Annotated in this window: 23 protein-coding genes; 21 read left to right on the top strand and 2 right to left on the bottom strand. The window is 61.0% G+C overall.

The genetic code is table 11. The annotated features are described in order from the left end of the window. Position 1 precedes the first annotated feature (1 nt). The 10 genes from U5L73_RS15550 to U5L73_RS15505 all read left to right on the top strand — a co-directional run bounded on the left by U5L73_RS15550 (position 2) and on the right by U5L73_RS15505 (position 10439). Positions 2 to 1159 carry a BMP family ABC transporter substrate-binding protein gene (locus tag U5L73_RS15550; RefSeq protein ID WP_322563181.1) on the top strand — a complete coding sequence of 386 codons (1158 nt, stop codon included), beginning with the start codon at positions 2 to 4 and terminating at the stop codon, positions 1157 to 1159. Between the two features lie 80 nt (positions 1160 to 1239). Then, positions 1240 to 2229, top strand: a complete 990-nt coding sequence (locus U5L73_RS15545) for an aromatic ring-hydroxylating dioxygenase subunit alpha (RefSeq protein WP_322563180.1) — start codon at positions 1240 to 1242, stop codon at positions 2227 to 2229. Next, positions 2229 to 3278, top strand: a complete 1050-nt coding sequence (locus U5L73_RS15540) for an adenosine deaminase (protein WP_322563179.1) — start codon at positions 2229 to 2231, stop codon at positions 3276 to 3278. Before U5L73_RS15545 ends, U5L73_RS15540 begins: the two co-directional genes overlap by 1 nt. Before the next feature lie 288 nt (positions 3279 to 3566). Beyond that, entirely contained in the window at positions 3567 to 4202 is a 636-nt protein-coding gene (gene queE, locus U5L73_RS15535) for a 7-carboxy-7-deazaguanine synthase (protein WP_322563535.1), read from the top strand. Continuing rightward, positions 4199 to 4606: a 6-carboxytetrahydropterin synthase gene (locus U5L73_RS15530; protein WP_313873842.1), complete on the top strand. Its 408-nt coding sequence runs from the start codon at positions 4199 to 4201 to the stop codon at positions 4604 to 4606. The genes queE and U5L73_RS15530 overlap by 4 nt, the downstream gene beginning before the upstream one ends. Positions 4607 to 4609: 3 nt before the next feature. Beyond that, positions 4610 to 5932, top strand: a complete 1323-nt coding sequence (gene guaD, locus U5L73_RS15525) for a guanine deaminase (RefSeq protein ID WP_322563178.1) — start codon at positions 4610 to 4612, stop codon at positions 5930 to 5932. Positions 5933 to 6028: 96 nt separating this feature from the next. Then, complete coding sequence (locus tag U5L73_RS15520; protein ID WP_322563177.1) at positions 6029 to 7234, top strand: MFS transporter; 1206 nt, start codon at positions 6029 to 6031, stop codon at positions 7232 to 7234. A 67-nt stretch (positions 7235 to 7301) separates the two neighbouring features. Beyond that, positions 7302 to 7835 carry a dCMP deaminase family protein gene (locus U5L73_RS15515; protein WP_322563176.1) on the top strand — a complete coding sequence of 178 codons (534 nt, stop codon included), beginning with the start codon at positions 7302 to 7304 and terminating at the stop codon, positions 7833 to 7835. Further along, complete coding sequence (locus U5L73_RS15510; protein ID WP_322563175.1) at positions 7832 to 8737, top strand: neutral zinc metallopeptidase; 906 nt, start codon at positions 7832 to 7834, stop codon at positions 8735 to 8737. Before U5L73_RS15515 ends, U5L73_RS15510 begins: the two co-directional genes overlap by 4 nt. 199 nt (positions 8738 to 8936) lie before the next feature. Beyond that, the gene (locus U5L73_RS15505; protein ID WP_322563534.1) at positions 8937 to 10439 is read left to right on the top strand and encodes a DEAD/DEAH box helicase; all 1503 of its coding nucleotides are present in this window, start codon (positions 8937 to 8939) and stop codon (positions 10437 to 10439) included. A gap of 15 nt (positions 10440 to 10454) precedes the next feature. Here U5L73_RS15505 and U5L73_RS15500 read toward each other — a convergent pair whose 3' ends face one another. Further along, entirely contained in the window at positions 10455 to 11309 is an 855-nt protein-coding gene (locus U5L73_RS15500) for a symmetrical bis(5'-nucleosyl)-tetraphosphatase (protein ID WP_322563174.1), read from the bottom strand. A 23-nt stretch (positions 11310 to 11332) separates the two neighbouring features. Between U5L73_RS15500 and U5L73_RS15495 the strand changes: the two genes are divergently transcribed. Further along, on the top strand, positions 11333 to 12634 hold the full coding sequence (locus U5L73_RS15495; RefSeq protein ID WP_322563173.1) for a hemolysin family protein: 1302 nt from the start codon (positions 11333 to 11335) through the stop codon (positions 12632 to 12634). Between the two features lie 21 nt (positions 12635 to 12655). Here U5L73_RS15495 and U5L73_RS15490 read toward each other — a convergent pair whose 3' ends face one another. Further along, positions 12656 to 13426 carry a YdcF family protein gene (locus tag U5L73_RS15490; RefSeq protein ID WP_322563172.1) on the bottom strand — a complete coding sequence of 257 codons (771 nt, stop codon included), beginning with the start codon at positions 13424 to 13426 and terminating at the stop codon, positions 12656 to 12658. A gap of 118 nt (positions 13427 to 13544) precedes the next feature. On the opposite strand from U5L73_RS15490, the gene U5L73_RS15485 reads away from it, so the two are divergent. The 10 genes from U5L73_RS15485 to U5L73_RS15440 all read left to right on the top strand — a co-directional run bounded on the left by U5L73_RS15485 (position 13545) and on the right by U5L73_RS15440 (position 23911). Further along, entirely contained in the window at positions 13545 to 13955 is a 411-nt protein-coding gene (locus U5L73_RS15485) for a response regulator (RefSeq protein WP_322563171.1), read from the top strand. 128 nt (positions 13956 to 14083) lie between these two features. Next, complete coding sequence (locus U5L73_RS15480) at positions 14084 to 16009, top strand: methyl-accepting chemotaxis protein (protein ID WP_322563170.1); 1926 nt, start codon at positions 14084 to 14086, stop codon at positions 16007 to 16009. A 16-nt stretch (positions 16010 to 16025) separates the two neighbouring features. Continuing rightward, positions 16026 to 17582: a chemotaxis protein CheW gene (locus tag U5L73_RS15475; protein ID WP_322563169.1), complete on the top strand. Its 1557-nt coding sequence runs from the start codon at positions 16026 to 16028 to the stop codon at positions 17580 to 17582. 20 nt (positions 17583 to 17602) lie between these two features. After that, complete coding sequence (locus tag U5L73_RS15470) at positions 17603 to 18688, top strand: chemotaxis response regulator protein-glutamate methylesterase (RefSeq protein ID WP_322563168.1); 1086 nt, start codon at positions 17603 to 17605, stop codon at positions 18686 to 18688. Between the two features lie 10 nt (positions 18689 to 18698). Continuing rightward, positions 18699 to 19322 carry a HEAT repeat domain-containing protein gene (locus U5L73_RS15465; protein ID WP_322563167.1) on the top strand — a complete coding sequence of 208 codons (624 nt, stop codon included), beginning with the start codon at positions 18699 to 18701 and terminating at the stop codon, positions 19320 to 19322. Between the two features lie 7 nt (positions 19323 to 19329). Beyond that, complete coding sequence (locus U5L73_RS15460) at positions 19330 to 20166, top strand: protein-glutamate O-methyltransferase CheR (protein ID WP_322563166.1); 837 nt, start codon at positions 19330 to 19332, stop codon at positions 20164 to 20166. A 5-nt stretch (positions 20167 to 20171) separates the two neighbouring features. After that, a complete protein-coding gene (locus U5L73_RS15455; protein ID WP_313873827.1) occupies positions 20172 to 20540 on the top strand; it encodes a response regulator in 369 nt (122 codons plus the stop codon). Then, on the top strand, positions 20537 to 23284 hold the full coding sequence (locus tag U5L73_RS15450) for a chemotaxis protein CheA (RefSeq protein ID WP_322563165.1): 2748 nt from the start codon (positions 20537 to 20539) through the stop codon (positions 23282 to 23284). The genes U5L73_RS15455 and U5L73_RS15450 overlap by 4 nt, the downstream gene beginning before the upstream one ends. Beyond that, on the top strand, positions 23284 to 23526 hold the full coding sequence (locus U5L73_RS15445) for a hypothetical protein (RefSeq protein ID WP_322563164.1): 243 nt from the start codon (positions 23284 to 23286) through the stop codon (positions 23524 to 23526). Before U5L73_RS15450 ends, U5L73_RS15445 begins: the two co-directional genes overlap by 1 nt. Before the next feature lie 10 nt (positions 23527 to 23536). Beyond that, entirely contained in the window at positions 23537 to 23911 is a 375-nt protein-coding gene (locus U5L73_RS15440; RefSeq protein ID WP_322563163.1) for a response regulator, read from the top strand. Positions 23912 to 23924: the final 13 nt, after the last annotated feature.

Genomic DNA, 23924 nt, shown 5'->3' with positions numbered 1-23924 from the left:
CATGACAGATTTGCAAAAACGCTCCTTGCTCAAGGTAGCGGCCCTTACAGCCGTTGCTGGCGCTGCCTTGGTTGGCTGCGGCAAGAAGGAAGAGCCGGCTCCTGCGCCGGCACCGGCTCCAGTGGCTTCCGCCCCTGCGCCCAAGCCAGAACCTTTGAAAATTGCGTTCGCCTACGTCGGTCCTGTGGGTGACGGCGGTTGGACATTCGCACACGACAATGCCCGCAAGGCGCTCGAAGCCGAGTTCGGCGACAAGATCGTCACTTCTTTCGTGGAAAACGTGCCTGAGTCTGCGGACGCTGAACGCGTGATCCGCGAAATGGCCAGCAGCGGCAACAAGCTGATTTTCGGCACTACCTTCGGTTACATGGAGCCCATGCTCAAAGTCGCGCCCGAATTCAAGGACGTGAAGTTTGAGCACGCTACCGGCTACAAGCAAGCCGACAACATGCGCACTTACGACAGCCGCACCTACGAAGGCGCGTACATGGCGGGTGTGATCGCCGGCCAAATGACCAAGACCAACACCTTGGGTGTGGTGGCCTCGATCCCAATTCCTGAAGTGATCCGCAACATCAACAGCTTCACATTGGGCGCTCAAAGCAGCAACCCCAAGATCAAGACCAAAGTGGTGTGGGTGAACGGCTGGTTCGATCCACCAAAAGAAACCGAAGCTGCGACTTCCTTGATCAACGGCGGCGCCGACGTGTTGTTCCAGAATACCGACTCTGCCGCTGTCTTGAAGACCGCGGAAGCCAAGGGCAAGCGCGCTTTCGGCTGGGACTCAGATATGACTGCCTACGGTCCTAAGGCCCACTTGGCATCTGCAGTGATCAACTGGGGTCCTTACTACATCAAGGCCACCAAAGACGCCTTGGAAGGCACCTGGACTGGTAACACCGGCGTCTGGTGGGGTGTGAAAGAAGGCGCGATCGATATCGTTTCCGTCGCGGAAGACGTGCCCGCTGAAACCAAAACCAAGGTCGAAGAGATCAAAAAGGGCTTGGTTGACGGTAGCTTCTCTATCTGGAAAGGTCCTCTCAAGGACAACGCTGGCAAGGAAATCTTGAAAGACGGCGAAACCGCTGACGACAAGTTCCTGTCCGGCGTGAACTTCTACGTCAAGGGCGTGGAAGGCAAGGTTCCCGGCGCCAAATAATGGCGACGGCGTGAGCCAAAGGGCCGCCTTGTGCGGCCCTTTTTTGTTCATTGCGTTGACGCGCTAGCATCCAAGAAAACATGGAACCCTTAATCGAAGCCCGAATGTGGCACCCGGTTGTGCAAAGCAGCTCTTTGCAAGAGAGCCCGCTTGGCGTGCAGTTGCTCGGGCAATCCGTCGTCCTCTGGCGCGACGACGCAGGCACACCGCACGCTTGGGCGGATCAATGTCCGCACCGGGGCGCCAAGCTGTCTTTAGGCCGGGTATGCGCCGGACGCTTGGAGTGCCCTTATCACGGCTGGCAGTTTGCGGTGGATGGCGCTTGCGTCAAGGTGCCGGCGCTTCCCGGCTTTGTGCCACCTGCCGGTCATGCGGCGCGTGTGTTCGGCATCGAAGAGCACTACGGACTCTTGTGGGTTCAGCTGGAGGCTGATCCCACCCGTGCTGTGCCGCCCTTTGCGGCGGAGTCCGATGGCGGCTTGCGCAAAGTGCTGTGCGGCCCCTACGACGTGGCCACCAGCGCGCCGCGGATTGTGGAAAATTTTCTGGATATGGCGCACTTCGGTTTTGTGCACGAAGGTTGGCTCGGCATGCGTGAAGCCACCGCCATTGACGACTACACGGTGGAAAGCACGCCCAGCGGCCTGCGCGCCACGCAGTGCAAAGCCTGGCAGCCGCAGAGCAATGTGCATTCCACCGCACCCGCGCAGGTGGAGTACACCTACGAGGTAGTGGCACCCTACACAGCCTGCCTTACCAAAATACCGGATGCGGCCGGCGTGGCAGTGCAGGGCTACCGAGAGTCGATTGCGCTGTTCATCAGCCCGCTCACTCCTACGAGCAGTCGGGTCTGGTTCCGGTTAGCCATGGTTGACTTTGAATCGCCGGACACCAAGCTACAAGACTTTCAGCACACCATCTTCATGCAAGACAAGCCAGTGCTGGAGTCACAAACTCCCCAATGCCTGCCCCTGGATGTGCGCGCAGAAGCACACACCGCGGCAGACAAAGCCTCATCGGCGTATCGCCGATTTCTCAAACAAGAACGTATTACTTTTGGAGTCTGCTGATGACCAATTTTCCTGCCGTCAAGAGCGTATCTGCTGACCGCATGCCCGCGCTGTTGCGCGCCATGCCCAAGGCGGAGTTACACATGCACATCGAAGGCTCGCTGGAGCCCGAGCTCATGTTTGCACTGGCCAAGCGCAACAACGTGCCGCTGCGCTTCCCGAGCGAACAAGCGCTGCGCGACGCCTATGTGTTCAACAACCTGCAAGAGTTTCTGGACATCTACCACGAGGGCACCATGGTGCTGAAGACCGAGCAGGACTTCTACGACATGACCTGCGCGTATCTGGCCAAAGCGCAGGCCGACAACGTGTTGCACACCGAGATCTTCTTCGACACCCAAACGCACACCGGCCACGGCTTAAGCGCTGATGTGGTCATCAACGGCCTGTACCGCGCCTGCGCCGATGCACCTGCCAAGTTCGGCATGACCGCCTCGCTAATCTTGTGCTTCTTGCGCCATTTGAGCGAAGAGGAAGCCTTTGAGTGCCTTGAGCAGGCGCTGCCCCTGCGCGACAAAATTGTGGGCATCGGCTTGGCATCCAGCGAAGTAGGGCACCCGCCCGAGAAGTTTGCCAAGGTCTATGCCCGCGCCCGCGAGTTGGGCTTCCGGCTGGTGGCGCACGCGGGTGAGGAGGCGCCGCCCGCCTATATCTGGAGCGCGCTGGATGTCCTTAAAGTCGAGCGCATCGACCACGGTGTGCAAGCCATCCACGACGCCGCACTCATGCAGCGCTTGGCGGCCGACAAAATGCCGCTCACCGTGTGCCCGCTGTCCAACCTCAAGCTGCGCGTGTTCCCCACACTTAGCGCACACAACATCGGCACCATGCTGGACGCCGGCATCATGGCCACCATCAATTCCGACGACCCGTCGTACTTCGGTGGCTACATGAACGAGAACTTCACCCAGACCTTTGCAGCCCTGGGCCTGAGCGCCCAGCACGCCTACACGCTGGCCCGAAACAGCTTTGACGCCAGCTTTATCGACGCATCGCAGCGCCAGACCTATGTGCAGCGCTTGGGTGAAGTGTTTGAAACCTTTCGCTAAGCATCCGTCAAACGCTATCACCTGCCCCCGGGCGGCGTTTGGGTGCCAAATTGGCCTCTAGCGCCCGCTCTATCTGCGCGGGCAGCTATCAAATAGATAGTATTTGCGGGGCTGTATACCGCTCGCAGGCCCGCACGGTAAAATCTAGCGCAAGGCCCGCTGCTCCGGCGGGCCTTGTCTTTTGTGTTCCGGAGCCATGTAGAGGACTACCATGTACAAAAACCTCGCTGCCACACCTGTGGCCGCTTGTTGTTTCTCCCGCTCTTCGGCTTTGGCTGCGTAATCGCCATGGCCTACCAAGTTAAAGAAATTTTCTACACCCTGCAGGGCGAAGGCTCACACGCAGGGCGCCCGGCCGTGTTCTGCCGCTTTGCGGGCTGCAACCTGTGGTCTGGCCGGGAGCAGGACCGCGCGACCGCCGTCTGCAAGTTTTGTGACACCGATTTTGTGGGCACCGACGGCACGCTGGGTGGAAAGTTCAGCACCGCACAGGCGCTGGCCGAGCGCATTGCAGCACAGTGGCCGGCCAGCGACACAGCGCACCGCTTTGTGGTGATGACCGGCGGCGAGCCACTGCTTCAGGTGGACACCGCGCTGATCGACGCACTGCACGCTTTAGGCTTCCAAATCGCTGTGGAAACCAACGGCACGGTGCTGGCGCCTGAAGGTATCGACTGGATTTGCGTGAGCCCCAAAGCCGGCTCGCAATGGATCCAGCGCCAGGGCCACGAGCTCAAACTGGTCTGGCCGCAGCCCGGCATCACGCTGGATGAGTGCGAAGCGGCAGACTTCAAACACCGCTACCTTCAGCCCATGGACAACATCTTGCGCACAGACAACACCCGCGCCTGCATTGCCCAGTGCATGGAGCGCCCGCAGTGGCGCTTGTCTTTGCAAACCCACAAGATCACAGGCATCCGATGACCCAAGCGCCCGCCATTCCGCTCCCCCGCAGCTGCGAGGTCAGCCAAAAGTTTTTCTTTGATGCTGCCCACACTTTGAAACGCACGGTAGATGACGCCGAAGAGATAGCCGGGAGCCGCCGCATCCACGGTCACACCTACCACTCCGAAGTGACGGTGACTGGCAGCGCCGATGCCGACACCGGCATGGTGGTGGACCTGGGCCACTTGCGTAACGCGATTCAGGTGCTGCGCCCCCAGCTGGACCACCATTTGTTGGACGAAGTCGAAGGCCTCGGCCCAGCTACGCTGGAGAATTTGGCCGCATTCATCTGGCGCGCCATGGCCGCTGAATTTCCGGGCTTGTCGCAAGTGCGCGTCTGGCGCGACGGCATCGGCGACAGCTGCACGCTGCGTGCCCACTGAGCCATGAACGCCTACCGCGCCTCTCTTCTCTGGTTTGCCCCCCGCAGCGAGGGCGTGGCCCGTGCCCTGTATGAGCAGGACGGCCTGCTGGTCGTCGGCCCGGACGCCCAGGGGCGGCAGGTGGTGCAGGCCATCGGTGCCTACGGCACGGTATCCAAGCAGTATCCGCAAGTGCCGGTACAGCATTTCCCGGGGCGCATCATCTCGCCGGGGTTTATTGACCTGCACATCCACTACCCACAGATCGATGTGATCGGTTCGCCCGCCAGTGGCTTGTTGCCTTGGCTGGAGAACTACACCTTTCCGGAAGAAAATCGCTTCTCTGCGCCCGATCACAGTGCGCAAGCAGCTACTTTTTTTGTAGCAGAGCTGCTGCGCAACGGGGTGACCACGGCGCTCACCTTTGCCACCTCGCACCCCGAGTCGGTCAACGCCTTGTTCACCGAGGCGCAAGCTCGGCACATGCGCCTGATCACTGGCTTGGTGCTGATGGACCGCCATGCCCCGGACTACCTGGTGAACCAGGGACTGGGCAGCGTGAGCGGCACCGAGCAGAGCCTGCGCGATACCGAGTCGCTGATTCAGCGCTGGCACGGCGTGGACCGCCTCGGCTACGCCATTACCCCGCGCTTTGCGCCTACCAGCACCGATGCCCAGCTGCGCGGCGCGGGCGAATTGGCCAAGCAATACGGTGATGTCTGGATCCAAAGCCATGTGGCTGAGAACAAAGACGAAATCACCTGGGCGCGTGAGCTGTTCCCGGCGTCCCGCTCCTACCTCGCCACCTATGACGATTTCGGGCTGATGCGCGAACGCGCCATCTACGCCCACTGCATCCACTTCGATGACGATGACCGCGCCCTGATGCGCGACACCGGCGCGGCAGCGGCCATCAGCCCGACCAGCAACTTGTTTCTGGGTAGCGGTTTCTTCGATTACGAAGGTGCAGACCGCGTGGGCTACCAATACGGCCTGGCCAGCGACGTGGGCGGAGGCACCTCGTTCAGCCCCTTCCACACCATGCTGGCCGCCTACTACGTGGGCCGTGAAGGCCAGACCAAGCCCGGCCTTTCACTCTCGCCCCAACATCTGTGGTGGCAGCACACTGCCGGTGCCGCAGGCGCCTTGGGGCTGGATGGCGCAAACGGGGGACCCGCGGTAGGCAACCTGCTGCCCGGTTGCGAGGCTGACTTTGTGGTCCTCAACCCGCAAGCCACGCCGCTCCTGGCCCGCAAGACGGCGTTGGCCTCTAACCTCGATGAGCTGCTGTTCAGCCTGATTGTGTTGGGGGATGACCGCCTGGTAGAAAAAACGGTGATTTCTTAAGCCATTTAGGCCTCTGGCGCCCGTAGATGTTGCGCGAGCAGCTCCTATTTTTGTAGCGAAGGTGCGGCTGTGCCTCGCACTGTTTTAAAAGAATTCATGCATTTAAAAGAAGACGCCACCCCGTTGACACGATTTCAGGTGGTCCTGGTCATCCTCGCACTGGCGTGCGGGGGCTTCGGTATCGGCACAGGGGAATTCGCCATCATGGGCTTGCTGCCCGATGTGGCCGCCACGTTTCAGGTCACCACGCCGCAGGCGGGCTATGTCATCAGCGCCTACGCCTTGGGCGTGGTGGTGGGGGCGCCGCTAATTGCGATTGCCGGGGCCAAGGCCTCGCGTCGTTCGCTATTGCTGATTCTGATGTCGGTATTTGCCGTGGGCAACCTGGCCAGCGCGCTGGCGCCCACGTTTTGGAGCTTCGCAGTGCTGCGGTTTCTGACGGGGCTGCCACACGGCGCCTACTTTGGCGTCTCGGCGCTGGTGGCGGCCTCACTGGTGCCGGTGCAGATGCGCGCACAGGCGGTGGGCTACGTGATGATGGGCCTTACCGTCGCCACGCTGTTGGGCACACCGGTGATGGCGTATTTCGGCCAGTCGCTGAGCTGGCGCGTCTTGTTTCTGTCAGTGGGGGCGATCGGGGCACTCACGGTCACGCTCATTTGGCTCTACCTGCCGCGTGACAAACTCACCGAGGGCGCCAGTGTGATGCGTGAGTTGATCGCGTTCACCCACCCGCAAGTCTTGCTGACGCTCACCTTGGCGGCGACTGGTTTTGGCGGCATGTTCTCGATCTTTTCTTACATCGCCGGCACTGCTACCGAGGTCGCGCACATGCCCGCGGGCATGATTCCGGTGATCATGGCTTTGTTCGGTGTGGGCATGAATGTGGGCAATGTGGTTGGCTCCAAGCTGGCCGATGTGGCGCTGATGGGCACCATAGGCGGCATGCTGGTGTTCAACATTGTGGTGATGAGCTTGTTCAGCTTGACCGCAGGTTCACCCTGGATGCTGTGCATCTGCACCTTTTTGATTGGCTGCACGTTTGCTGCAGGCCCGGCCATTCAGACGCGGTTGATGGACGTGGCGTCAGACGGCCAGACGCTGGCTGCCGCGTCCATGCACTCCGCCTTCAACATCGCCAACGCCTTGGGCGCGTGGCTGGGCGGTTTGGTCATTGCCTTCGGCTACGGCTATGCAGCCACCGGCTATGTGGGGGCCTTGTTGTCTGCTTTCGGCTTGCTGGTGTTTGCCGCGTCGGTCATGCTGGAGCGCCGCGGACGTCCGGCGCTGGAGCCCGCATAAGCGGGCTTACCGGGTGGGGGCGACCCGGGCTCATGCGGTGCTAGACTGCCCGAAACCACCGCATGCTATGAAAAACGACTCTCTGATTCACTGGCATTCCATGTTCATGGGCGTAGCGCTCTTGGCCGCTGCCCGCTCCAAAGACGCCCGCAAGCGCAACGGCGCCTGCATCGTCGGGCCCGATAACAAAATCTCCGGCGTCGGTTACAACGGCCTGCCCCGCGGCTGCGACGACACCGACCCCCACTACTGGCAGGATGACGACACCGACCCGCTGAACTCGCGCCACAGCTACATCGTGCATGCGGAGCAAAACGCCATCCTGAACTGCACCACGCTGCCTTTGCACGGCTCGACCATCTACGCCACACAGTACCCCTGCCCACGGTGTGTGCAGTCCATCATCCAGGTCGGTATCAAACGGGTGGTGTACCTCGACAAGAAAGCGCACCAAGACCGGGTGAATGGCGCCTCCGAAAAAATGCTGGCCGATGCGGGTGTCCAGATTGAGTCCTTGCATGCTTTGCAGCCGGAGTCTGCAGAGTGGTCGGCTGAACTGGCCAAATTCATAGAAGACACAACACGATCGGATGCCACATGAAATGGGAAGGTAACCGCCAGTCCGACAACGTCGAAGACCGCCGCAGCGGTGGTGGAGGCGGCGGCTTCAGTGGCGGTGGAGGGCTCGGGCCCTTGGGCGCGCTGCTGAGCGGGCGTTTGGGGGTAGGAACCATCGTGATTGCCTTGCTGGGCGGATGGGTGCTGGGAATCAACCCCTTGACGATTCTGAGTGCCTTGAGCGGCGGTGGGGCGCCCACGGCGCAGGTGCAGCAGGCACCTGCCCAGCGCCCGCCGGCAGATGACAAGATGGCCCAATTTGTGTCCACCGTGTTGGCGGATACCGAAGACGTCTGGGGAGAGGTCTTCGCCAAAGGGGGCGGCACCTATCGCAACCCTAAGCTGGTGTTGTTTCGCGGCGCTACGCCGACCGCTTGCGGCCAAGGCCAGAGCGCCATGGGGCCCTTCTATTGCCCGGCAGACCAAAAGGTCTATATCGACCTCGGTTTTTACGAGACCCTGCAAAAACAACTGGGCGCGCCGGGTGACTTTGCGCAGGCGTATGTGATCGCCCATGAGGTGGGTCACCACGTGCAAAACTTGTTGGGTATCAGCGCCAAGGTGCAGGAGGCACGGGGTCGCGTCAGCGAGGCCGAAGGCAATGCCCTGAGCGTGCGCCTGGAGCTGCAGGCCGACTGCTTTGCCGGTGTTTGGGCCCACCACGCCAACAACGCCCGCCAGTTGCTAGAGGATGGCGATGTGGCCGAGGCCATGAATGCCGCCGCCAAAATCGGTGACGACGCCTTGCAGCGCGGCTCCGGGCGAGCCGTGGTGCCGGATAGCTTCACCCACGGTAGCAGTGCACAGCGCCAGCGTTGGTTCGACAAGGGCCTGAAGACCGGCAGCGTCAAAGGCTGTGACACGTTTTCCAGCCGTTCGCTCTGACCGAATGGCATGGGGCACTCCAGGGATGATTTAGCCTTGCGAATTGCACTTAGAGGATAATCGGGGTTTGCCCTGACTTCCTTTGGGCGACCCGCTATCGGATGGATAGCACTCTTTATGGCTATGCCTTACCGATTTGATTACTGAATTGACTCCCACTCCCGTGACCTCCAACGAGCTCACCGCGGACACCCCCACCATGGCTTTCGCCCAGCTGCAGCTGGCTGACCCCCTCGCCCGCGCCGTGGCAGAGATGGGCTATACCACCATGACGCCGATTCAGGCGCAGGCGATCCCCGTGGTCCTGACGGGGAAAGACGTGATGGGCGCCGCCCAAACGGGTACCGGTAAAACCGCTGCTTTCGCGTTGCCCTTGCTGCAGCGCATGATGAAGCACGAAAACGCTTCCACTTCGCCCGCACGCCATCCGGTACGTGCGCTGGTGTTGCTGCCCACCCGTGAGTTGGCAGACCAGGTGGCCCAACAGGTCAAGTTGTATGCCAAACACACCAATCTGCGCAGCGCAGTGGTGTTCGGTGGCATGGACATGAAGCCGCAGACCCTGGAGCTCAAAGCTGGTGTGGAAGTGCTGGTGGCGACCCCCGGCCGTTTGCTGGACCACATCGAAGCCAAAAACGCGGTGTTGAACCAGGTCGAGTACGTGGTGCTGGACGAAGCCGACCGCATGCTGGACATCGGCTTCCTGCCGGACCTGCAGCGCATCTTGAGCTACCTGCCCAAGGCCCGCACCACTTTGCTGTTCTCGGCGACTTTCTCGCCCGAAATCAAGCGCCTAGCCAATAGCTACCTGCAAAACCCGGTCACGATCGAAGTGGCGCGCTCCAACGCGACGGCTTCCACCGTGGAGCAGCATTTCTACCGGGTCAACGACGACGACAAGCGCCACGCCCTGTTGCAGATCGTGCGCAGCAAGCAAATCAAGCAAGCCTTTGTGTTCGTGAATAGCAAGCTCGGTTGCGCCCGCCTGACCCGCTCCCTGGAGCGCGACGGTCTGCGCGCCGCTGCCCTGCATGGCGACAAGACCCAGGACGAGCGCCTCAAAGCGCTGGACGCCTTCAAGAAAGGCGAGGTCGATTTGCTGGTCTGTACCGATGTGGCCGCCCGTGGCCTGGACATCAAGGATGTGCCCGCCGTGTTCAACATGGATATTCCGTTCAATGCGGAAGACTATGTGCACCGCATCGGCCGTACCGGTCGCGCCGGCGCCTCCGGCTTGGCGGTGAGCTTTGTCGGTGGCGGTAACGATGCACGCTTGGTGGCAGACATCGAAAAGCTGATCAAGACCAAGATTGAGCTGGAAGCCGTAGAGTTCGACGAGGACCGTCCGGACATCCGCAGCCAGGGCCGTATCAATGATGGCCGCCGCATGTATGCCGAAAACGGCGAGCACGCCCGTGGCCCCCGCAGCGAAGGTCGTGGCGACAGTCGCGGTGACGCAGGCCGTGGCCGCAGCCATAGCAATGAGCGTGATGACGCCTACCGCACCCGCGCCCCCCGCGACTACGGTCGTCCCGCGCCGGCGCCTCGTGATCCGTTTTTTGACAAGCCTTACGAGCCCAGCGCCCCTGCGGCTGAAGCACCGTCTCCATCCTGGGAGTCGGCGGCCAAACCGGCCAGCCGTGGCATTTCTGCCAATATCAAGCCCAAGCGCAAGGTCGCGGCACTGTTCAAGTCGGCCTGACCGTTCGGGTGGCTCTCAGTCCCCGGGTTCCTGGGACTGGGGGCATTTCACCTGAGCCAGCTCGGTCGCAAGACCGCCTGCGGGTGTTGCCGCAACCCGCAACGCGCTCAAGCACCCACCCCACACGCAACCACTGTCCAAGGCCCATACATCCGTCCGGTGGAGCCAGCCCAGGGTGGACCAATGGCCAAACGCCATGACCTCGCCGCGGGTCTGGCGCGCTGGAGCATCAAACCACGGCACCAAGCCTGCAGGTGCCGCCTCCAGGCCGCCGGAGTGTTTGAATTCCATGACGCCTTCTGGAGTGCAGTAACGAAGCCGGGTCAGCGCGTTCACGATCACCCGCAACCGGTCTGCGCCGACGAGGGTATCGCTCCAAGCATCCGGGCCATTGCCATACATCTGCTGGAAGAAAAGGTGCGCATCCGGCGCTTGCAGGGCGGCCTCTACCTCTTGGGCCAATGCTACTGCTTTGATAGCTGTCCACGCAGGTAATACGCCGGCGTGGACCATTAAAAGGCCTGAATTCCCCACTTTTTCGTACAAGGCCAGTTTCTGATGCCGCAACCAGTGCAGCAGTGCGGGCGCATCGTCGCCTTCCAACAGGGGGGCGAGTGTGTCGCGCTTGCCGGGTTTGCGGACCCCATAACTCACCGCGAGCAAATGCAAGTCGTGGTTGCCCAGCAGACAGCGGGCTGCGCTGCCGTAGCCCATCAAGCGGCGCAATACCGCCGCAGACTCGGGGCCACGGTTCACCAGGTCGCCTAAAAGATAGAGCGTGTCGCGGCTGGGAGAAAAGTCGATGGCTTGGGTGAGCCGATCCAGAGCGGTGTCGCAGCCCTGAACATCCCCGATAAGGTACATTGCCATGGTCTCGATTCTCGCTTGCCTCCATGGATTTCTTACTCATTCTGGTTCTCACCTTGCTCAACGGCGTATTCGCCATGTCGGAACTGGCACTTACCGCCAGCCGCAAAGTCCGTTTGCAAACCATGGTGGAGGCTGGAGACAAGGGGGCCAAGGCGGCCTTGGCCCTGCTGGACAACCCGACCCAGTTTTTGTCTGTGGTGCAGGTGGGCATTACGTCCATCGGCATGCTCAATGGCATTGTGGGTGAGGCAGCCTTTAGCGACGGCGTCGCGCATTGGTTGGAATCCCAGTTTTCGCTCTCCACCCGAGTGGCCGAGATTTCGGCGACTGCGCTGGTGGTGACCGGCATTACGTTCATCACGATTCTGTTCGGCGAGTTGGTGCCCAAGCGCATCGGGCAGCTCTATCCCGAAACGGTGGCACGGGCTCTGGCGATTCCCATGACTTGGGTCGCTACAGGGGCTAAACCTTTTGTGAAGCTGCTGTCTTACGCGACCCACGCCACCCTGCGTCTGCTCCGCCTCAATGCCACCGACAACCGCGCGGTGACGGAAGAGGAAATATCTGCCAGCCTTGAAGAAGGGGTGGATGCCGGCATCATCGAGGAGCACGAGCACCAGATGGTGCGCAATGTGTTCCACCTTGACGATCGGCCGCTGACCAGCATGATGCTGCCGCGGGTCGATATTGCGTGGATGGAGGCCGGTTTGAGCGTTCCCCAGGCGCTCGCGTTGGCAGGTGATACCCGCGACGGTAACGGCCACTCCTGGTATCCGGTGTGCCGCGGCTCTTTGGACAATGTGGTGGGCCTGGTCAGCGTATCCCGCTTGCTGGCCATGGGTGACACCTACACCGGCACCGTGGACTCATTGGCCGAGCAGGCGGTGTTTGTGCCCGAGACACTCACTGGCATGGAGCTGATCGAGCAATTCCGGGTGCGCTCAGCCCGAATGGTGTTTGTGGTGGATGAATATGGCGTGGTGCAGGGCCTAATGACCCCCCATGATCTGCTGGAAGCCATCACTGGTGAACTCCAACCAGACGCCAAGGAAGAGGCGTGGGCTACGCTGCAAGAGAATGGCCAGTGGTTGCTGGATGGGCTCATGCCGGTAGGCGAGCTCAAAGTCCGCCTGGACATTGAGGACGAGCTCCCCGATGAGGAGCGTGGTCGCTACAACACGCTGGCAGGGTTGCTAATGGCGGTGACGGGTCAACTCCCCCAGCCCGGTGCCCGCATTACCGTGGGCGAGTGGGTGTTTGAAGTGCAGACCCTCGAAGGCCGGCGTATCGACCAGGTGCGCGCGTTCAAAGAGCCCCTGGCCTGATGCGGCTGGTAGCCCGGGTGCTCAGAGCCGCCCGGTGAGCCGGTAGGCCACCCAGCCCACGTATTCATTGAGCACCATTTGCCAGTCGGAGACGCCGGCTTGCATCGAGTAGCGTGTCCATCGCGGACTGCTCTCAGCGCGGAAATCGACCGGGTAGGCCGTCACATTCCAGCCGGCTTTCTCAAAGGTCGCTTTGGCGCGCTGCATATGCCATGCAGAGGTCAGCAGCAGCCAGCGGTTTTGCGGGTTGATGCCCGGTAGCTCGGCCGTCAGCACCGCATTTTCATAGGTGTTCCGTGAGACCGACTCATAGCGGACTTGGCCGACAGGAACCCCCAGGCTGTCATAAAACCTGAGTGCCCGCTCCGCCTCGCTGGGCCCACCCCCATTAGGGTCGCCTTCGCCTCCGGTGTATATCACCGTCATCCCCGGGTTTTTGAGTGCCAGCGCTGCAGAGACAGACAGGCGTTCGCCTGCGTCATTGGTCAGCGGGTGGCGGTAGTCGGCCTGCAGGTGCCCCCGGGCCGTGCCACCGCCCAAGACCACGATGCCGGCGTACCCGGAAATGTCTGTCTCCGGGGTGATCTCGGCATAAGGCGCTTCCAGCGTCCGGATCAGGAGTTCCGGCAATGGCATCCAGCCAATCAATGCCACCAGCACCGCGCTCCAGCCCAGGGCCGGTCGCGCCAGCGCAGGGCGCCGCCGCGCAAGCAACCACGCACTGATCAACACCAGGAGAACCCAGAACAAGGGCTGGGTAATCCACGCCACGATCTTCGAAAAAATAAACATAAAAACTATCGCAAGCTGGAAGTGATAGAAAAGTATGTGAAAAAATTTAAATCAAAATCAACACAAAAAGTGGAATTTTCGGTAAATTTGACAAATAAATTTTCAGGTGAAGAAAAACATGAAAAAAACAATTTTGACAGTTGAAGACGGCGACGGTATCCGCCGGCTGATTCGCATGACGCTCGAATATATGGGCTTTCTGGTGCTGGAGGCCAATGGCGGTGAGCAGGGCCTTGAAATGGCGCGTGAACACAAGCCTGACCTCGTGCTGATGGATGTCCGGATGCCCGGCGTTTCCGGGTTGACGGCCTGCGAAGTCATGCGCGCAGACCCCCAGCTTCGCCATGTGCCGGTGGTCATGTTGTCAGCCGCTGACTCGCAAGACGATATTTCGGCCGGCCTGGCAAGCGGCGCCAAGGCTTATCTGGTGAAGCCCTTTCAGCCTGTGGAGCTGATTGAGTTGGTCACCCGCCTGATTGAAGAGGCGGCCCAGCCAGAGTCTGCAGCCGCCGGCGCAGCCTACCGGTAACTCACAAGGCTCTTTCATGTTTTCCCCAGCAGCGCAATGGAATATGGCCGGGCCCCGGCGCTGCCCTTTCGTCCTCGTCAACCCTGCGCCCAGCTGCTTGCAACTCCCTCTCGAAAGGACTCACTCCCATGGCACTCGTTAGAAAAGCCGTTAGCGCACCTCACGGCGTCGCTGCAGACACCAACTCCGCCCGCGCTTCCGCCGCTGTTACCCGTGAGGCTGAAGCCCAGCGCAAGCGTGCCCGCACCCTGGCCAAGCAACAGCAAGCGGCAGAGCGTATTGCGGCGGCCACCACTGAGATGTCATCTGGCATCACCGAGGCGGCCTCGGCGGCTGAAGAGCTCAAGCGCGCCTCTGACCAGATCGCCACCGGTGCCGAAGAAGCAACAGGCGCAGCCCAGGAGTCGCTGGCCGCATTCAAGCAGGTAGAAGGCGCCGTGACACGCCAGCTGCAAAACGCCAAGGCCAGCGGGGCGCGCGTGGAGTCGTCTCAGGTACTGATTGCCCGCACAGGTGCCGAAGTGACCAGCCTGGTGGTCAACGTGGGGGTGTCGGCACAGCGGCAAGCGGCATCGGTCGGCATGGTGGCAGAGCTGGAAAAGCAGGCCGCCAATATCGGGGATATCGTCAAAGCAGTGGCCCGGATTGCGGACCAGACCAACCTGTTGGCCCTCAATGCCGCGATTGAAGCCGCCCGCGCCGGGCAGCATGGCAAAGGCTTTGCCGTGGTGGCGGACGAGGTGCGCACCTTGGCAGAAACCTCAGAGAAGAGCGCCAAACAAATTCAGGATCTCGTGGGCCAGATTCAGGGCGAAGTCAAAGTGATCGCCGAAGGCATTGGCCAATCGGCTAAAGCCGTAGGAGAGGAAGTGCAAAACGGCAAAGTGATCACCAGCCAGCGGGAGCAGATCCGCAAAGACACAGTGGAAATCGTGGGTGCTATCAGCGAGATTGCCACCGGTGCCCAGCAGTCTGCGACTGCCACTGTGCAGGCGCTCAAGGGCTCTGAAGATATTGCCGCTGCCGCTGAAGAGCAGTCAGCAGCCGCAGAGGAGGCCGCTAAAACGGTGGCCGAACAAGCGCAGGCTTTGTCGCAATGCGAGCAAACCGCGCAAGGCCTTTCGGAATTGGCCGAAGACCTGAAGAACTCGACCGATGTCGCCAAGAGCGCCGAGGAAGTGGCTTCTGCTGCAGAGGAATTGTCATCGGCGGTGCAGGAAATCAGCCGCTCGGGCTCCCAGATCATGGCCGCCATCGACCAGATTCGCAAAGGTGCCGAGGTTCAATCCGCCGGAACCGAACAGGCCTCTGCTGCTGTGACCCAAATCGAAAAGAGCGCCCAGTTGGCAGTAGAGCGCGGCACCGCTGGCACTGCCAAAGTGAAAGCAATCCGCGAACTCTTGGCCAGCAACAAAACGTCGGTGGACTCCCTGATTGCCAATGTGTTGGCCAGTGCAGACTCCAGCCGCCAAAGCATTCGCCAGGTGAAAGAGCTGGAGCTCGTGTCCCGCCGTATTGACAAGATCGTGGATGCGATCACCACGGTGTCGATCCAAACCAATATGTTGGCCGTGAATGGCTCGATCGAAGCCGCCCGCGCCGGCGAGTTTGGCAAAGGTTTTGTGGTGGTCGCCACGGATATTCGCAACCTCGCCCAAGACTCTGCCGAGAACGCTGACCGCATCAAAGATCTGGTCAAGGCGGTGCAGGACCAAATCGGCGTTGTAGGCCGTGACCTCGAAGAAATTGTGTCGACTGCAGTCAATGAGGTTGAAAAGGCCAAAGCCACCACCGTCAATTTGCTAACCATCGAGAGCGATATTGCCGAGGTGGGTAGCAATGTCGGTGAGATCCTGGCCGCTGCTACGGAAATCGGAGCGGCAGTCGCTCAGGTGAAGCGGGGTGTGGAGCAAATCGCCGGTGCTGCGCAAGAAGCCGCCAAGGCCTCGGAAGAGGCGGCCTCAGCAGCCAAGCAACAAGCCCAAGGCGCCGAAGAGCTGGCGGCTGCTATCGAAGAGATCTCTTCACTCGCTGACGAACTCCAAAGCGCTTGAACCGGAGTAATGCGTTATGAGCACTCCCAACAGTTCCATGCAGCCGCCCGGTGTGGCTGTGCCGGACGAAGGCGACAACGCCTCCGGGATCCGGCAGTACGTCACTTTCATGGCGGGGGACGAGGTCTTCGCGGTGGAAATGGCGCCGGTGCAAGAGATCATCCGTGTGCCTGAGGTCGTGCGGGTGCCCATGGCGCCCCACACCCTGGAGGGTCTGGCCAATCTGCGGGGCCATGTGTTGCCGATCGTGTCCTTACGCCGCGCGCTGGGGTTTGCGGAGCGGGTGTCTGACGACTCCTCGCGGGCTGTGGTGATTAACTACGGCGAGCCCTTGGGATTTGTGGTGGACCGGGTATCCAGCGTGGTGGGAGTAGATCCCAGCAAGATGGAGGGCCTGGACGGCGTCGGATGCACCGTCGATGCCGACCTGCTGTCAGGCATCATCAAAGACGTGGGTGGCCACGCCATGGTGATGGTTCTGAACTTCCAGAAACTGATCGACCAGGAGTTCGCCCACATCGCCCGCATGCAGCGCGACCAGCAAGCCGCAGGCATCAGCAGCATGGGCTCTGGCACCACCGCCATCGCGCAGCATCTGGCCAGCGAAGACGAGTTGCACCTGGTGAGCTTTGATGTGGCAGCGCAGGAATACGCGATTGCGATTTCGGATGTGCAGGAGATTGTGCAAATTCCCCTGACCATTATCAAAGTGCCGCGCTTTCAGAGCCATGTGCTGGGGGTCATGACGTTGCGCAACCGCCTGTTGCCGCTCGTCTCCTTGCGCAGCATGTTTGCACTGGACCGCCGCGCGTCGGATGAGTCCAGCCGCATCGTAGTGGTGTCGGTGCAGGGCGCCTCGGTCGGTGTGGTGGTGGACAACGTGAACGAGGTGTTGCGGGTCCCGCAAAAGCTGGTGGAGCCGATGCCGCCCTTGTTGGCCCGCGAAGGCGATATGGCCGATATCACCGAAATCTGCAGCATCGACGGCGACAAGCGCTTGGTGTCTATCATCTCCACCGACAACCTGTTTCGCCACTCCGCCATCAAGGATGCTTTGGCCAACCTCGATGCCGAGGGCCAGCGCCTGACAGACCGCCACCAGAACACGGGTCCGGACGACGAGCAGGTGGTGGTGTTCCGCCTCGGAACCGAGGAGTTCGGTGTGCCCATCGACAGCGTGCAGGAAATCGTGCGCGTGCCCGCCGAGCTCACACATGTGCCCAAGGCACCTGCGGCTGTGGAGGGAGTCATCAACTTGCGCGGACAGGTCCTGCCGGTGATGGATCTGCGCCGTCGCCTGGGGCTGAACGGGGTGGTCCGCAATGATGGTCAACGCATTGTGGTCTTCATGATCCACAACGTGCGCACCGGCTTCATTGTGGATTCTGTGGCCGAGGTCCTGAAGGTGCCGCTGCACGCGATCGAGCCGGCACCCTGCATGTCTGATGCGCAAAGCAGCCTGTTGGCCCGCATGGCCAACCTCGAGAAGCAGAAACGCATGCTCCAGCTGCTGGAGCCCTCCCACTTGCTCGCCGACGCTGATCTGCACCAGGTCGCGGCGATCAGCGCCTGAAGAAAGAGAGAGATACAGCCATGATCAAACTGCTCATCGTTGACGACTCCGCACTGATGCGGCGCCAATTGACGCAGTTGTTTCAAAGCGAAGGTGACTTCGACATCCGCCAGGCCCGTAACGGCCAGGATGCGGTGGAACAAAACCTGAGCTTTGAGCCTGACGTCGTCACCCTGGACATCAACATGCCCGAGATGGACGGTATTACCGCCCTCTCCTTGATGATGGCCCAGCGACCGGTGCCGGTGATCATGGTCTCGTCTCTCACCGAGAAAGGCGCACTGGCCACCTTTGAGGCACTCAACCTCGGGGCGGTGGACTATGTGGCCAAGCCCGGCGGCACGATTTCGCTGACGCTGGACGAGATCCGCAAGGACATGCTGGCCAAGGTGCGGGCGGCCGCCCGCTCGAAACTGAGAAGCAAAGTGACCGCGACTGCGAGCGCAGAGCCCGGCTCATTGCGCGAGCGGATGGCAATCGACCGGCAGGTGGTGGCCGAACGTGCAAGCCAGTTGGCAGCCAGCAAGCAAGACGGGGTGGTGCTAGTGGGTGTCTCTACCGGTGGCCCCCGCTCACTGGAAGAGGTGTTGCCGTTCTTCCCGGAAGACTTTCCCCTGCCGGTGCTGGTGGCGCAGCACATGCCGGCCAGCTTTACCGCACCCTTCGCGAGCCGCCTGAACGCCATGTGCCCCCTGGAGGTACTGGAGGCCGATCGCCCCATGCCAGTGGTGGCCGGCAAGATTTATATCGGCAAAGGCGGTGCAGACATGGTGCTCAGCAAACGTGGCAACACTCTGACCGTGACGCCGAAGCCGGAGTCGCCGGAACACATGTGGCATCCGTCGGTGGAGTTGCTGGCGCGCAGTGCGCTTGAGCATGTGGCTCCTTCGAAGATCATCGCAGTGCTGCTCACTGGCATGGGCTACGACGGTGCTGAAGGGTTCGCAGAAATTAAACGACGCGGTGGTAGCACGATTGCCGAGTCAGAAGAAACCGCCGTGGTGTACGGCATGCCCAAAGAGCTGGTTCAGCGCAAAGGCGCAAGCCTGGTTCTCCCTTTAAACAAGATTGCAGCACAGGTCAAAACCTGGATTGCACGTAACTGAGGTACACACGATGGGACTGATCAAACAAACTCCTGCGGAGGGCGTCCGCGCAGACACCCGGACTTCCGCGCGTGACTGCCCTAGCTTGTGCAAGCAACTGCTCGCCGCTGACCCCGAAGCGCGCCGCTGGGCCGCGCGGGACTTAGTGGATTGCCCCGACTGCTCGGAAGCCCTCGTGGAGGCCTTGCAGGTCGAGCCGGATGCCTCGGTGCGCGAGGTCATGCTGACCAGCATCACCCGCATTGGCGACGGCACCGCTGTCAACGGCTTGGTAGCTTGCCTGCGCTCTGAGGATGCAGGCCTGCGCAATGAAGCCATCGAAGCCATGAAGCAACTGCCTGATGCGGTGGCACCCATCATGCTGGGCCTGTTGATGGATGAGGACAGCGATGTGCGTATCTTCGCCGTGAACATCTTGGAGTCCCTACGCCACCCTTTGGTGGAGAACTGGCTGCTGCAAGTGATCGATATAGACGACCACGTGAACGTCTGCGGCACCGCGGTGGATTTGCTGGGTGAGGTCGGTGGCGCAGCCTCACTCGAATCCCTGTTGCGCCTCAAAGTCCGGTTCGCTGATGAGCCTTATATCCAATATGCCGCTGATCTCGCGATCAAACGCATTCAAGAGAACTGAGCACCGTATGGCAGACGCCTCTATATCCGAAGACGACTTCCAGAAATTCCGGGAGTTCTTCTATCGCAAAACCGGCATCCAGTTCGACATGTCCAAGCGCTACTTTGTGGACAAGCGGCTTCTGGAGCGTATGGCGGACACCGGCAACGCCACCTTTCGCAGCTACTTCACCATGCTGCGCTTTCAGGCCAGTGGGGCCGAGCTGCAGACGCTCACCAACTCCATGACGGTGAACGAGACCTACTTTTTCCGCGAGGAGTACCAGTTCAAGTGCCTGGTGAACTCCTTGTTGCCAGACTTGGTGTCGCGCAAGAAAGACGATGGTCCGCTGCGGAGCTGGGTACTGCCTTCGTCCAGCGGAGAGGAACCATATTCGATCGCGATCTACCTGCTGGAGCCCTGGGCCGGCATCCACAAATTTGATGTGGAAATCGTGGCCTCGGATATCGACACCCGGATCCTCGAGCAGGCCCGTCGTGGTTTGTATTCGCCGAGGTCGGTGGGGCAGCTGCCCACGGCCTACCGGCAAAAGTATTTCCGGCAGATGGGGGAAGATTTTCAGATTTGCGACGACTTGCGTGGTGCCGTGGAGTACACCCGGGTCAACTTGTCTGACCGGGCGGACACGCGTGCTTATCGCAATTTCGATGTGGTGTTTTGCCGCAACCTGCTGATCTACTTTGACGATGTGTCCCGCAAGGCGGCTGCAGAAACCTTTTACGACGCTCTCAAACCGGGTGGATTTATCTGCCTCGGACATTCCGAATCCATGAGCCGGATTTCTTCGCTCTACAAGGTGCGCAAGTTCCCCGAAGCAATTGTTTACCAGAAGCCAACGGAGTAAACCCCATGAAAAAAATACTGGTAATTGATGATGCCGCTACGGTGCGCATGTACCACCGCAATATTCTGGAGAGTGCCGGCTACGAAGTGCAAGAGGCTATCAACGGAATTGAAGCCCTTGAGAAAGCCATGCAAACCGCGTTTGACCTGTACCTGGTCGACGTCAATATGCCCAAGCTGGACGGCTACGGCTTTTTGCGCGAACTCCGCCGCCAGGACATGCCCCAGGTGCCCGCCATCATGGTGTCGACCGAGTCCGCCTCTGCCGACCGCCGCCGCGCCTACGCAGCGGGAGCCAATTTGTATCTGGTCAAGCCCACGCGGCCTGATCAGTTGGTGGCACACGTGGCCTTGCTGCAAGGGGATGCGCTATGAATGAGTTGCTTGCACAGTTTTTGTCCGAGGCGCGCGATGCGTTGGAAGGCATCGGCGGCAAGCTCATGGAGCTGGAGCGGGCACCGGACGATGAAGAGTTGATGACCCAGCTCTTCCGGGTGGTGCACACCCTCAAGGGCAACAGCGGCTTGTTTGATTTTCCGGAGATGAGCCGGGTGCTCCATGCCGGCGAAGACCTGATGGATGCGGTGCGCCACGGCGAGGTGCGCTACTCGCAAACGTTGGCAGACCGCCTGCTGGACGCCATGGATTTTGTGGGCTTGCTGTGTGATGGTATTGAAGCCGACAAGCCGGTCTCTGCCGACATGGCCGCTGAAGCCGTGCGCCAGGCCAAAGCCCTGCGCGCACTCATCAGCCCGGAGGCGGAATCAGCCGCGCCGGCGGTGAGCGAGGCAGGTGCGGTGCAAGGTGCTAGCGTGGCGTCCGCCTTCCCGCTGGCCGAGCAGTTGGCCCGGGTGCCTGAGTCTGTCCGTATGCAGGCATGGGCCCAAGCACGGGATGGCGCTCCCCTGTTGTGGGTGCGCTATGTGCCGTCCGAAGAGTGCTTTTACCAGGGCGATGACCCGCTCCACCAGGCTAACCAAACCCCGGGCTGGCTGTGGACCGGCATGTCGGCCCGGGCTACCTGGCCCGCACTGGCCGAGTTAGATGCCTACCGGTGCATGCTCGATTTTGATGTGCTGGTGGCCGCTGATCGTGGCGAAGTCGATGCGCACTATCGCTATGTGCCGGACCAAGTGCACATCGTGGAGGTGCCTGCGCTGTGTTTGCTGATACCGCAAGGCGACTCCAACGGCGGGCCGGTGTATGAAGATTTTGTGGAAGACGCGCTCGCGCTGATCGATCACCAGGACCTGACAGGCTTTAAGCGCGCGGTGGACACCATGATCCAGCTGTCAAGCAGTAGCTTGTGGTTGTCGTCTGCGTTGCGGTGGATGCAGCTCTTGTTGACCGCCGCACAGCCTGATACCGCGGCGTTGCGCCGTCTGGTCTCAGCCGTCAACACCTTCGAGAACCCGGACTGGTCCGAGCCGGCGGCCGCACCGGTGGCACCCGCCAAACCCGTGGCGCCTGCGCAATCGCCGATTCACAACAATGTGCATGCGATGGCGCTGAAAAATGTGATCGATGTGCAGCGCGAGGTGCTGGCGCTACCCGACGATGCCGCGTGGCTACCCGGACGCATCAAGGCTGCCGTGGCATCCCTTAGCGGTTGCTTGAAAGCCTTTGGCCGGCAGAGCGAAGTGCCGGCACTGGAGGCCTTGGCGGCCACTGCACTGGCAACACTCACCGCCGCCCCCTTGGCCGCGTGGCTGGATCAGGCTTTTCCGGACGAGGCAGCAGTGGCCGACGTCCCTGTAGCTCCTATGGCCCCTGTAGCGGCAACACCCGCTGCGGTTGCTCCCGCTGTAAAGGTCGGCGCGCCAGATCCGGTGGCGCCGGCGCCAGTCGTAGCTGCCGTGGTCGCGCCTGCGATGGAGCCAGAGTCCGCAGAGCCCGAATTGCAAGAGGCGGATGTGCGGGTGGGGCGACGCCCTGATGAGGCCAGCCCGAAGAGCCTCAAGGTGGACCAGGTCAAGATTGATCGCCTGATGAACCTGATCGGCGAGATGGTGGTGGCTAAAAATGCTATGCCCTACTTGGCCAATCGCGCGGAAACCGTGTTTGGCGTGCGCGAGCTGGCCCGGGAAATCAAGGGGCAGTACGCCACGATCAACCGCATTTCGGAAGAAATGCAAGACGCCATCATGCAGATCCGCATGATGCCGGTGTCTTTTGTGTTCCAGCGCTTTCCGCGCCTGGTGCGGGACATCTCCCGCCGCTTGGGCAAGCAAGTGAACTTGGAGCTCGAGGGCCAAGAAACAGCGGCTGACAAAAATATCATCGAGTCTTTGGGTGATCCCTTGGTCCATATCGTGCGCAATAGCCTGGACCACGGCTTTGAAATGCCCGAGGTGCGCACCGCAGCAGGTAAGCCGGCGGCCGGCACCTTGCGTATTGCAGCCCGCCAGGAGGCTGACCGGGTGGTGATTGAAATCACCGATGACGGCAAAGGCATCGACGCCCAGGCCATCAAGCTCAAGGCTTACCAAAAAGGGCTGATCGACGAGGCCACGATGGATCGCATCAGCGACCAGGAGGCGGTCAACCTGGTGTTCATTCCCGGTTTCTCGACCAGCGAGGTGATCTCGGATTTGTCCGGCCGTGGCGTCGGTATGGACGTGGTGCGCACTGCCATCGAGCAGGTGCACGGCAATATCGTGTTGGAGAGCACCAAAGGGCAGGGCACCCGCATCCGTCTGTCGCTGCCGCTGTCGATGGCTGTGACGAATGTGATGACCGTGGAGTCGAACCAGCAGATGTTCGGTATTCCGATGGATGCTGTGGTCGAGACCGTGCGGGTACCGCGCGCTTCGGTGCGCACCATCAAGCAACGCAAGGCAACGCTGCTGCGGGGGCGGGTGGTCCCTTTGCGTGACCTGAACGCCGTATTGGGCCTTGCAGCACCGCCGGTGACCAACGACAGCGACGAATTTGCCGTGCTGGTCGTCCGCGTAGGTGACGAGTCGCTGGGGCTGGTGGTGGATGACTTCCACGAAACGGCCGACATCATCCTCAAGCCGCTTTCCGGGGTACTGAGCGGATTGCGGGCGTACTCAGGCTCCGCCTTGATGGGAGACGGCTCCGTCCTGATGGTGCTCAACACCAAGGAGATGCTCTGATGACTATCGAATACCGTGACACCGAGGTGGTGTTTGCTGAGATTGTCGGTGTGGAAGACGCCGAAGTGCTGTTGGCCTGGTTGCAAGAGCGCCGCCCGGTGCATGCCGATTTTTCTGCGTGCACACATATGCACCCTGCCAATATTCAAGTGCTGATGGCCGCCGGCGTGCAGGTGGCAGTTTGGCCTGTTGCTGCGCCACTGGAGAGTGCTTTGCGCAGCGTGTTTTCAGCTGGTTCGTAAGGAGAGAGTGATGGCAAAAACAATTTTGATCGTGGACGACTCGCTCACGATGACCATGAGTGTCAAAAGCAGTCTGGAGATGAATAGTTTTGTGGTGCAGACCGCCGCCGACGGTGTGCAGGCGCTGACCAAACTGAAGGGCGGGCTGAAGCCGGACCTGATCATCACCGACATCAATATGCCGAACATGGGGGGCTTGGAGTTGATCCGTCAGGTCAAAACCCTGCCGGGCTACCGTTTCATCCCCATCCTGACGCTCACCACCGAGAGTGACGCTAGCAAGCGCGATGAGGGCAAAAAACTGGGGGCCACCGGCTGGTTGGTCAAGCCGGTATCTGGCCCTGATCTGGTCCGCGTGGTCAAACAGGTCGTGCCCGGGGCCTGAGCCCGATTGCTCT

Source organism: Rhodoferax sp., assembly GCF_034520025.1.
Lineage (GTDB): Bacteria > Pseudomonadota > Gammaproteobacteria > Burkholderiales > Burkholderiaceae_C > Allorhodoferax.
Note: the sequence above shows the minus strand (reverse complement) of the source record. Positions and strands in the feature narration are given on the sequence as shown.

Coding starts and splice junctions, on each gene's coding strand:
- U5L73_RS15540 (WP_322563179.1), top strand. CDS start 2,229: ATGACCAATTTTCCTGCCGTCAAGAGCGTATCTGCTGACCGCATGCCC.
- U5L73_RS15455 (WP_313873827.1), top strand. CDS start 20,172: ATGAAAAAAATACTGGTAATTGATGATGCCGCTACGGTGCGCATGTAC.
- U5L73_RS15440 (WP_322563163.1), top strand. CDS start 23,537: ATGGCAAAAACAATTTTGATCGTGGACGACTCGCTCACGATGACCATG.
- U5L73_RS15465 (WP_322563167.1), top strand. CDS start 18,699: ATGGGACTGATCAAACAAACTCCTGCGGAGGGCGTCCGCGCAGACACC.
- U5L73_RS15530 (WP_313873842.1), top strand. CDS start 4,199: ATGACCCAAGCGCCCGCCATTCCGCTCCCCCGCAGCTGCGAGGTCAGC.
- U5L73_RS15470 (WP_322563168.1), top strand. CDS start 17,603: ATGATCAAACTGCTCATCGTTGACGACTCCGCACTGATGCGGCGCCAA.
- U5L73_RS15545 (WP_322563180.1), top strand. CDS start 1,240: ATGGAACCCTTAATCGAAGCCCGAATGTGGCACCCGGTTGTGCAAAGC.
- U5L73_RS15510 (WP_322563175.1), top strand. CDS start 7,832: ATGAAATGGGAAGGTAACCGCCAGTCCGACAACGTCGAAGACCGCCGC.
- U5L73_RS15490 (WP_322563172.1), bottom strand. CDS start 13,426: ATGTTTATTTTTTCGAAGATCGTGGCGTGGATTACCCAGCCCTTGTTC.
- U5L73_RS15460 (WP_322563166.1), top strand. CDS start 19,330: ATGGCAGACGCCTCTATATCCGAAGACGACTTCCAGAAATTCCGGGAG.
- U5L73_RS15515 (WP_322563176.1), top strand. CDS start 7,302: ATGAAAAACGACTCTCTGATTCACTGGCATTCCATGTTCATGGGCGTA.
- U5L73_RS15485 (WP_322563171.1), top strand. CDS start 13,545: ATGAAAAAAACAATTTTGACAGTTGAAGACGGCGACGGTATCCGCCGG.
- U5L73_RS15480 (WP_322563170.1), top strand. CDS start 14,084: ATGGCACTCGTTAGAAAAGCCGTTAGCGCACCTCACGGCGTCGCTGCA.
- U5L73_RS15450 (WP_322563165.1), top strand. CDS start 20,537: ATGAATGAGTTGCTTGCACAGTTTTTGTCCGAGGCGCGCGATGCGTTG.
- queE (WP_322563535.1), top strand. CDS start 3,567: ATGGCCTACCAAGTTAAAGAAATTTTCTACACCCTGCAGGGCGAAGGC.
- U5L73_RS15475 (WP_322563169.1), top strand. CDS start 16,026: ATGAGCACTCCCAACAGTTCCATGCAGCCGCCCGGTGTGGCTGTGCCG.
- U5L73_RS15505 (WP_322563534.1), top strand. CDS start 8,937: ATGGCTTTCGCCCAGCTGCAGCTGGCTGACCCCCTCGCCCGCGCCGTG.
- U5L73_RS15520 (WP_322563177.1), top strand. CDS start 6,029: ATGCATTTAAAAGAAGACGCCACCCCGTTGACACGATTTCAGGTGGTC.
- U5L73_RS15445 (WP_322563164.1), top strand. CDS start 23,284: ATGACTATCGAATACCGTGACACCGAGGTGGTGTTTGCTGAGATTGTC.
- U5L73_RS15500 (WP_322563174.1), bottom strand. CDS start 11,309: ATGGCAATGTACCTTATCGGGGATGTTCAGGGCTGCGACACCGCTCTG.
- U5L73_RS15495 (WP_322563173.1), top strand. CDS start 11,333: ATGGATTTCTTACTCATTCTGGTTCTCACCTTGCTCAACGGCGTATTC.
- U5L73_RS15550 (WP_322563181.1), top strand. CDS start 2: ATGACAGATTTGCAAAAACGCTCCTTGCTCAAGGTAGCGGCCCTTACA.
- guaD (WP_322563178.1), top strand. CDS start 4,610: ATGAACGCCTACCGCGCCTCTCTTCTCTGGTTTGCCCCCCGCAGCGAG.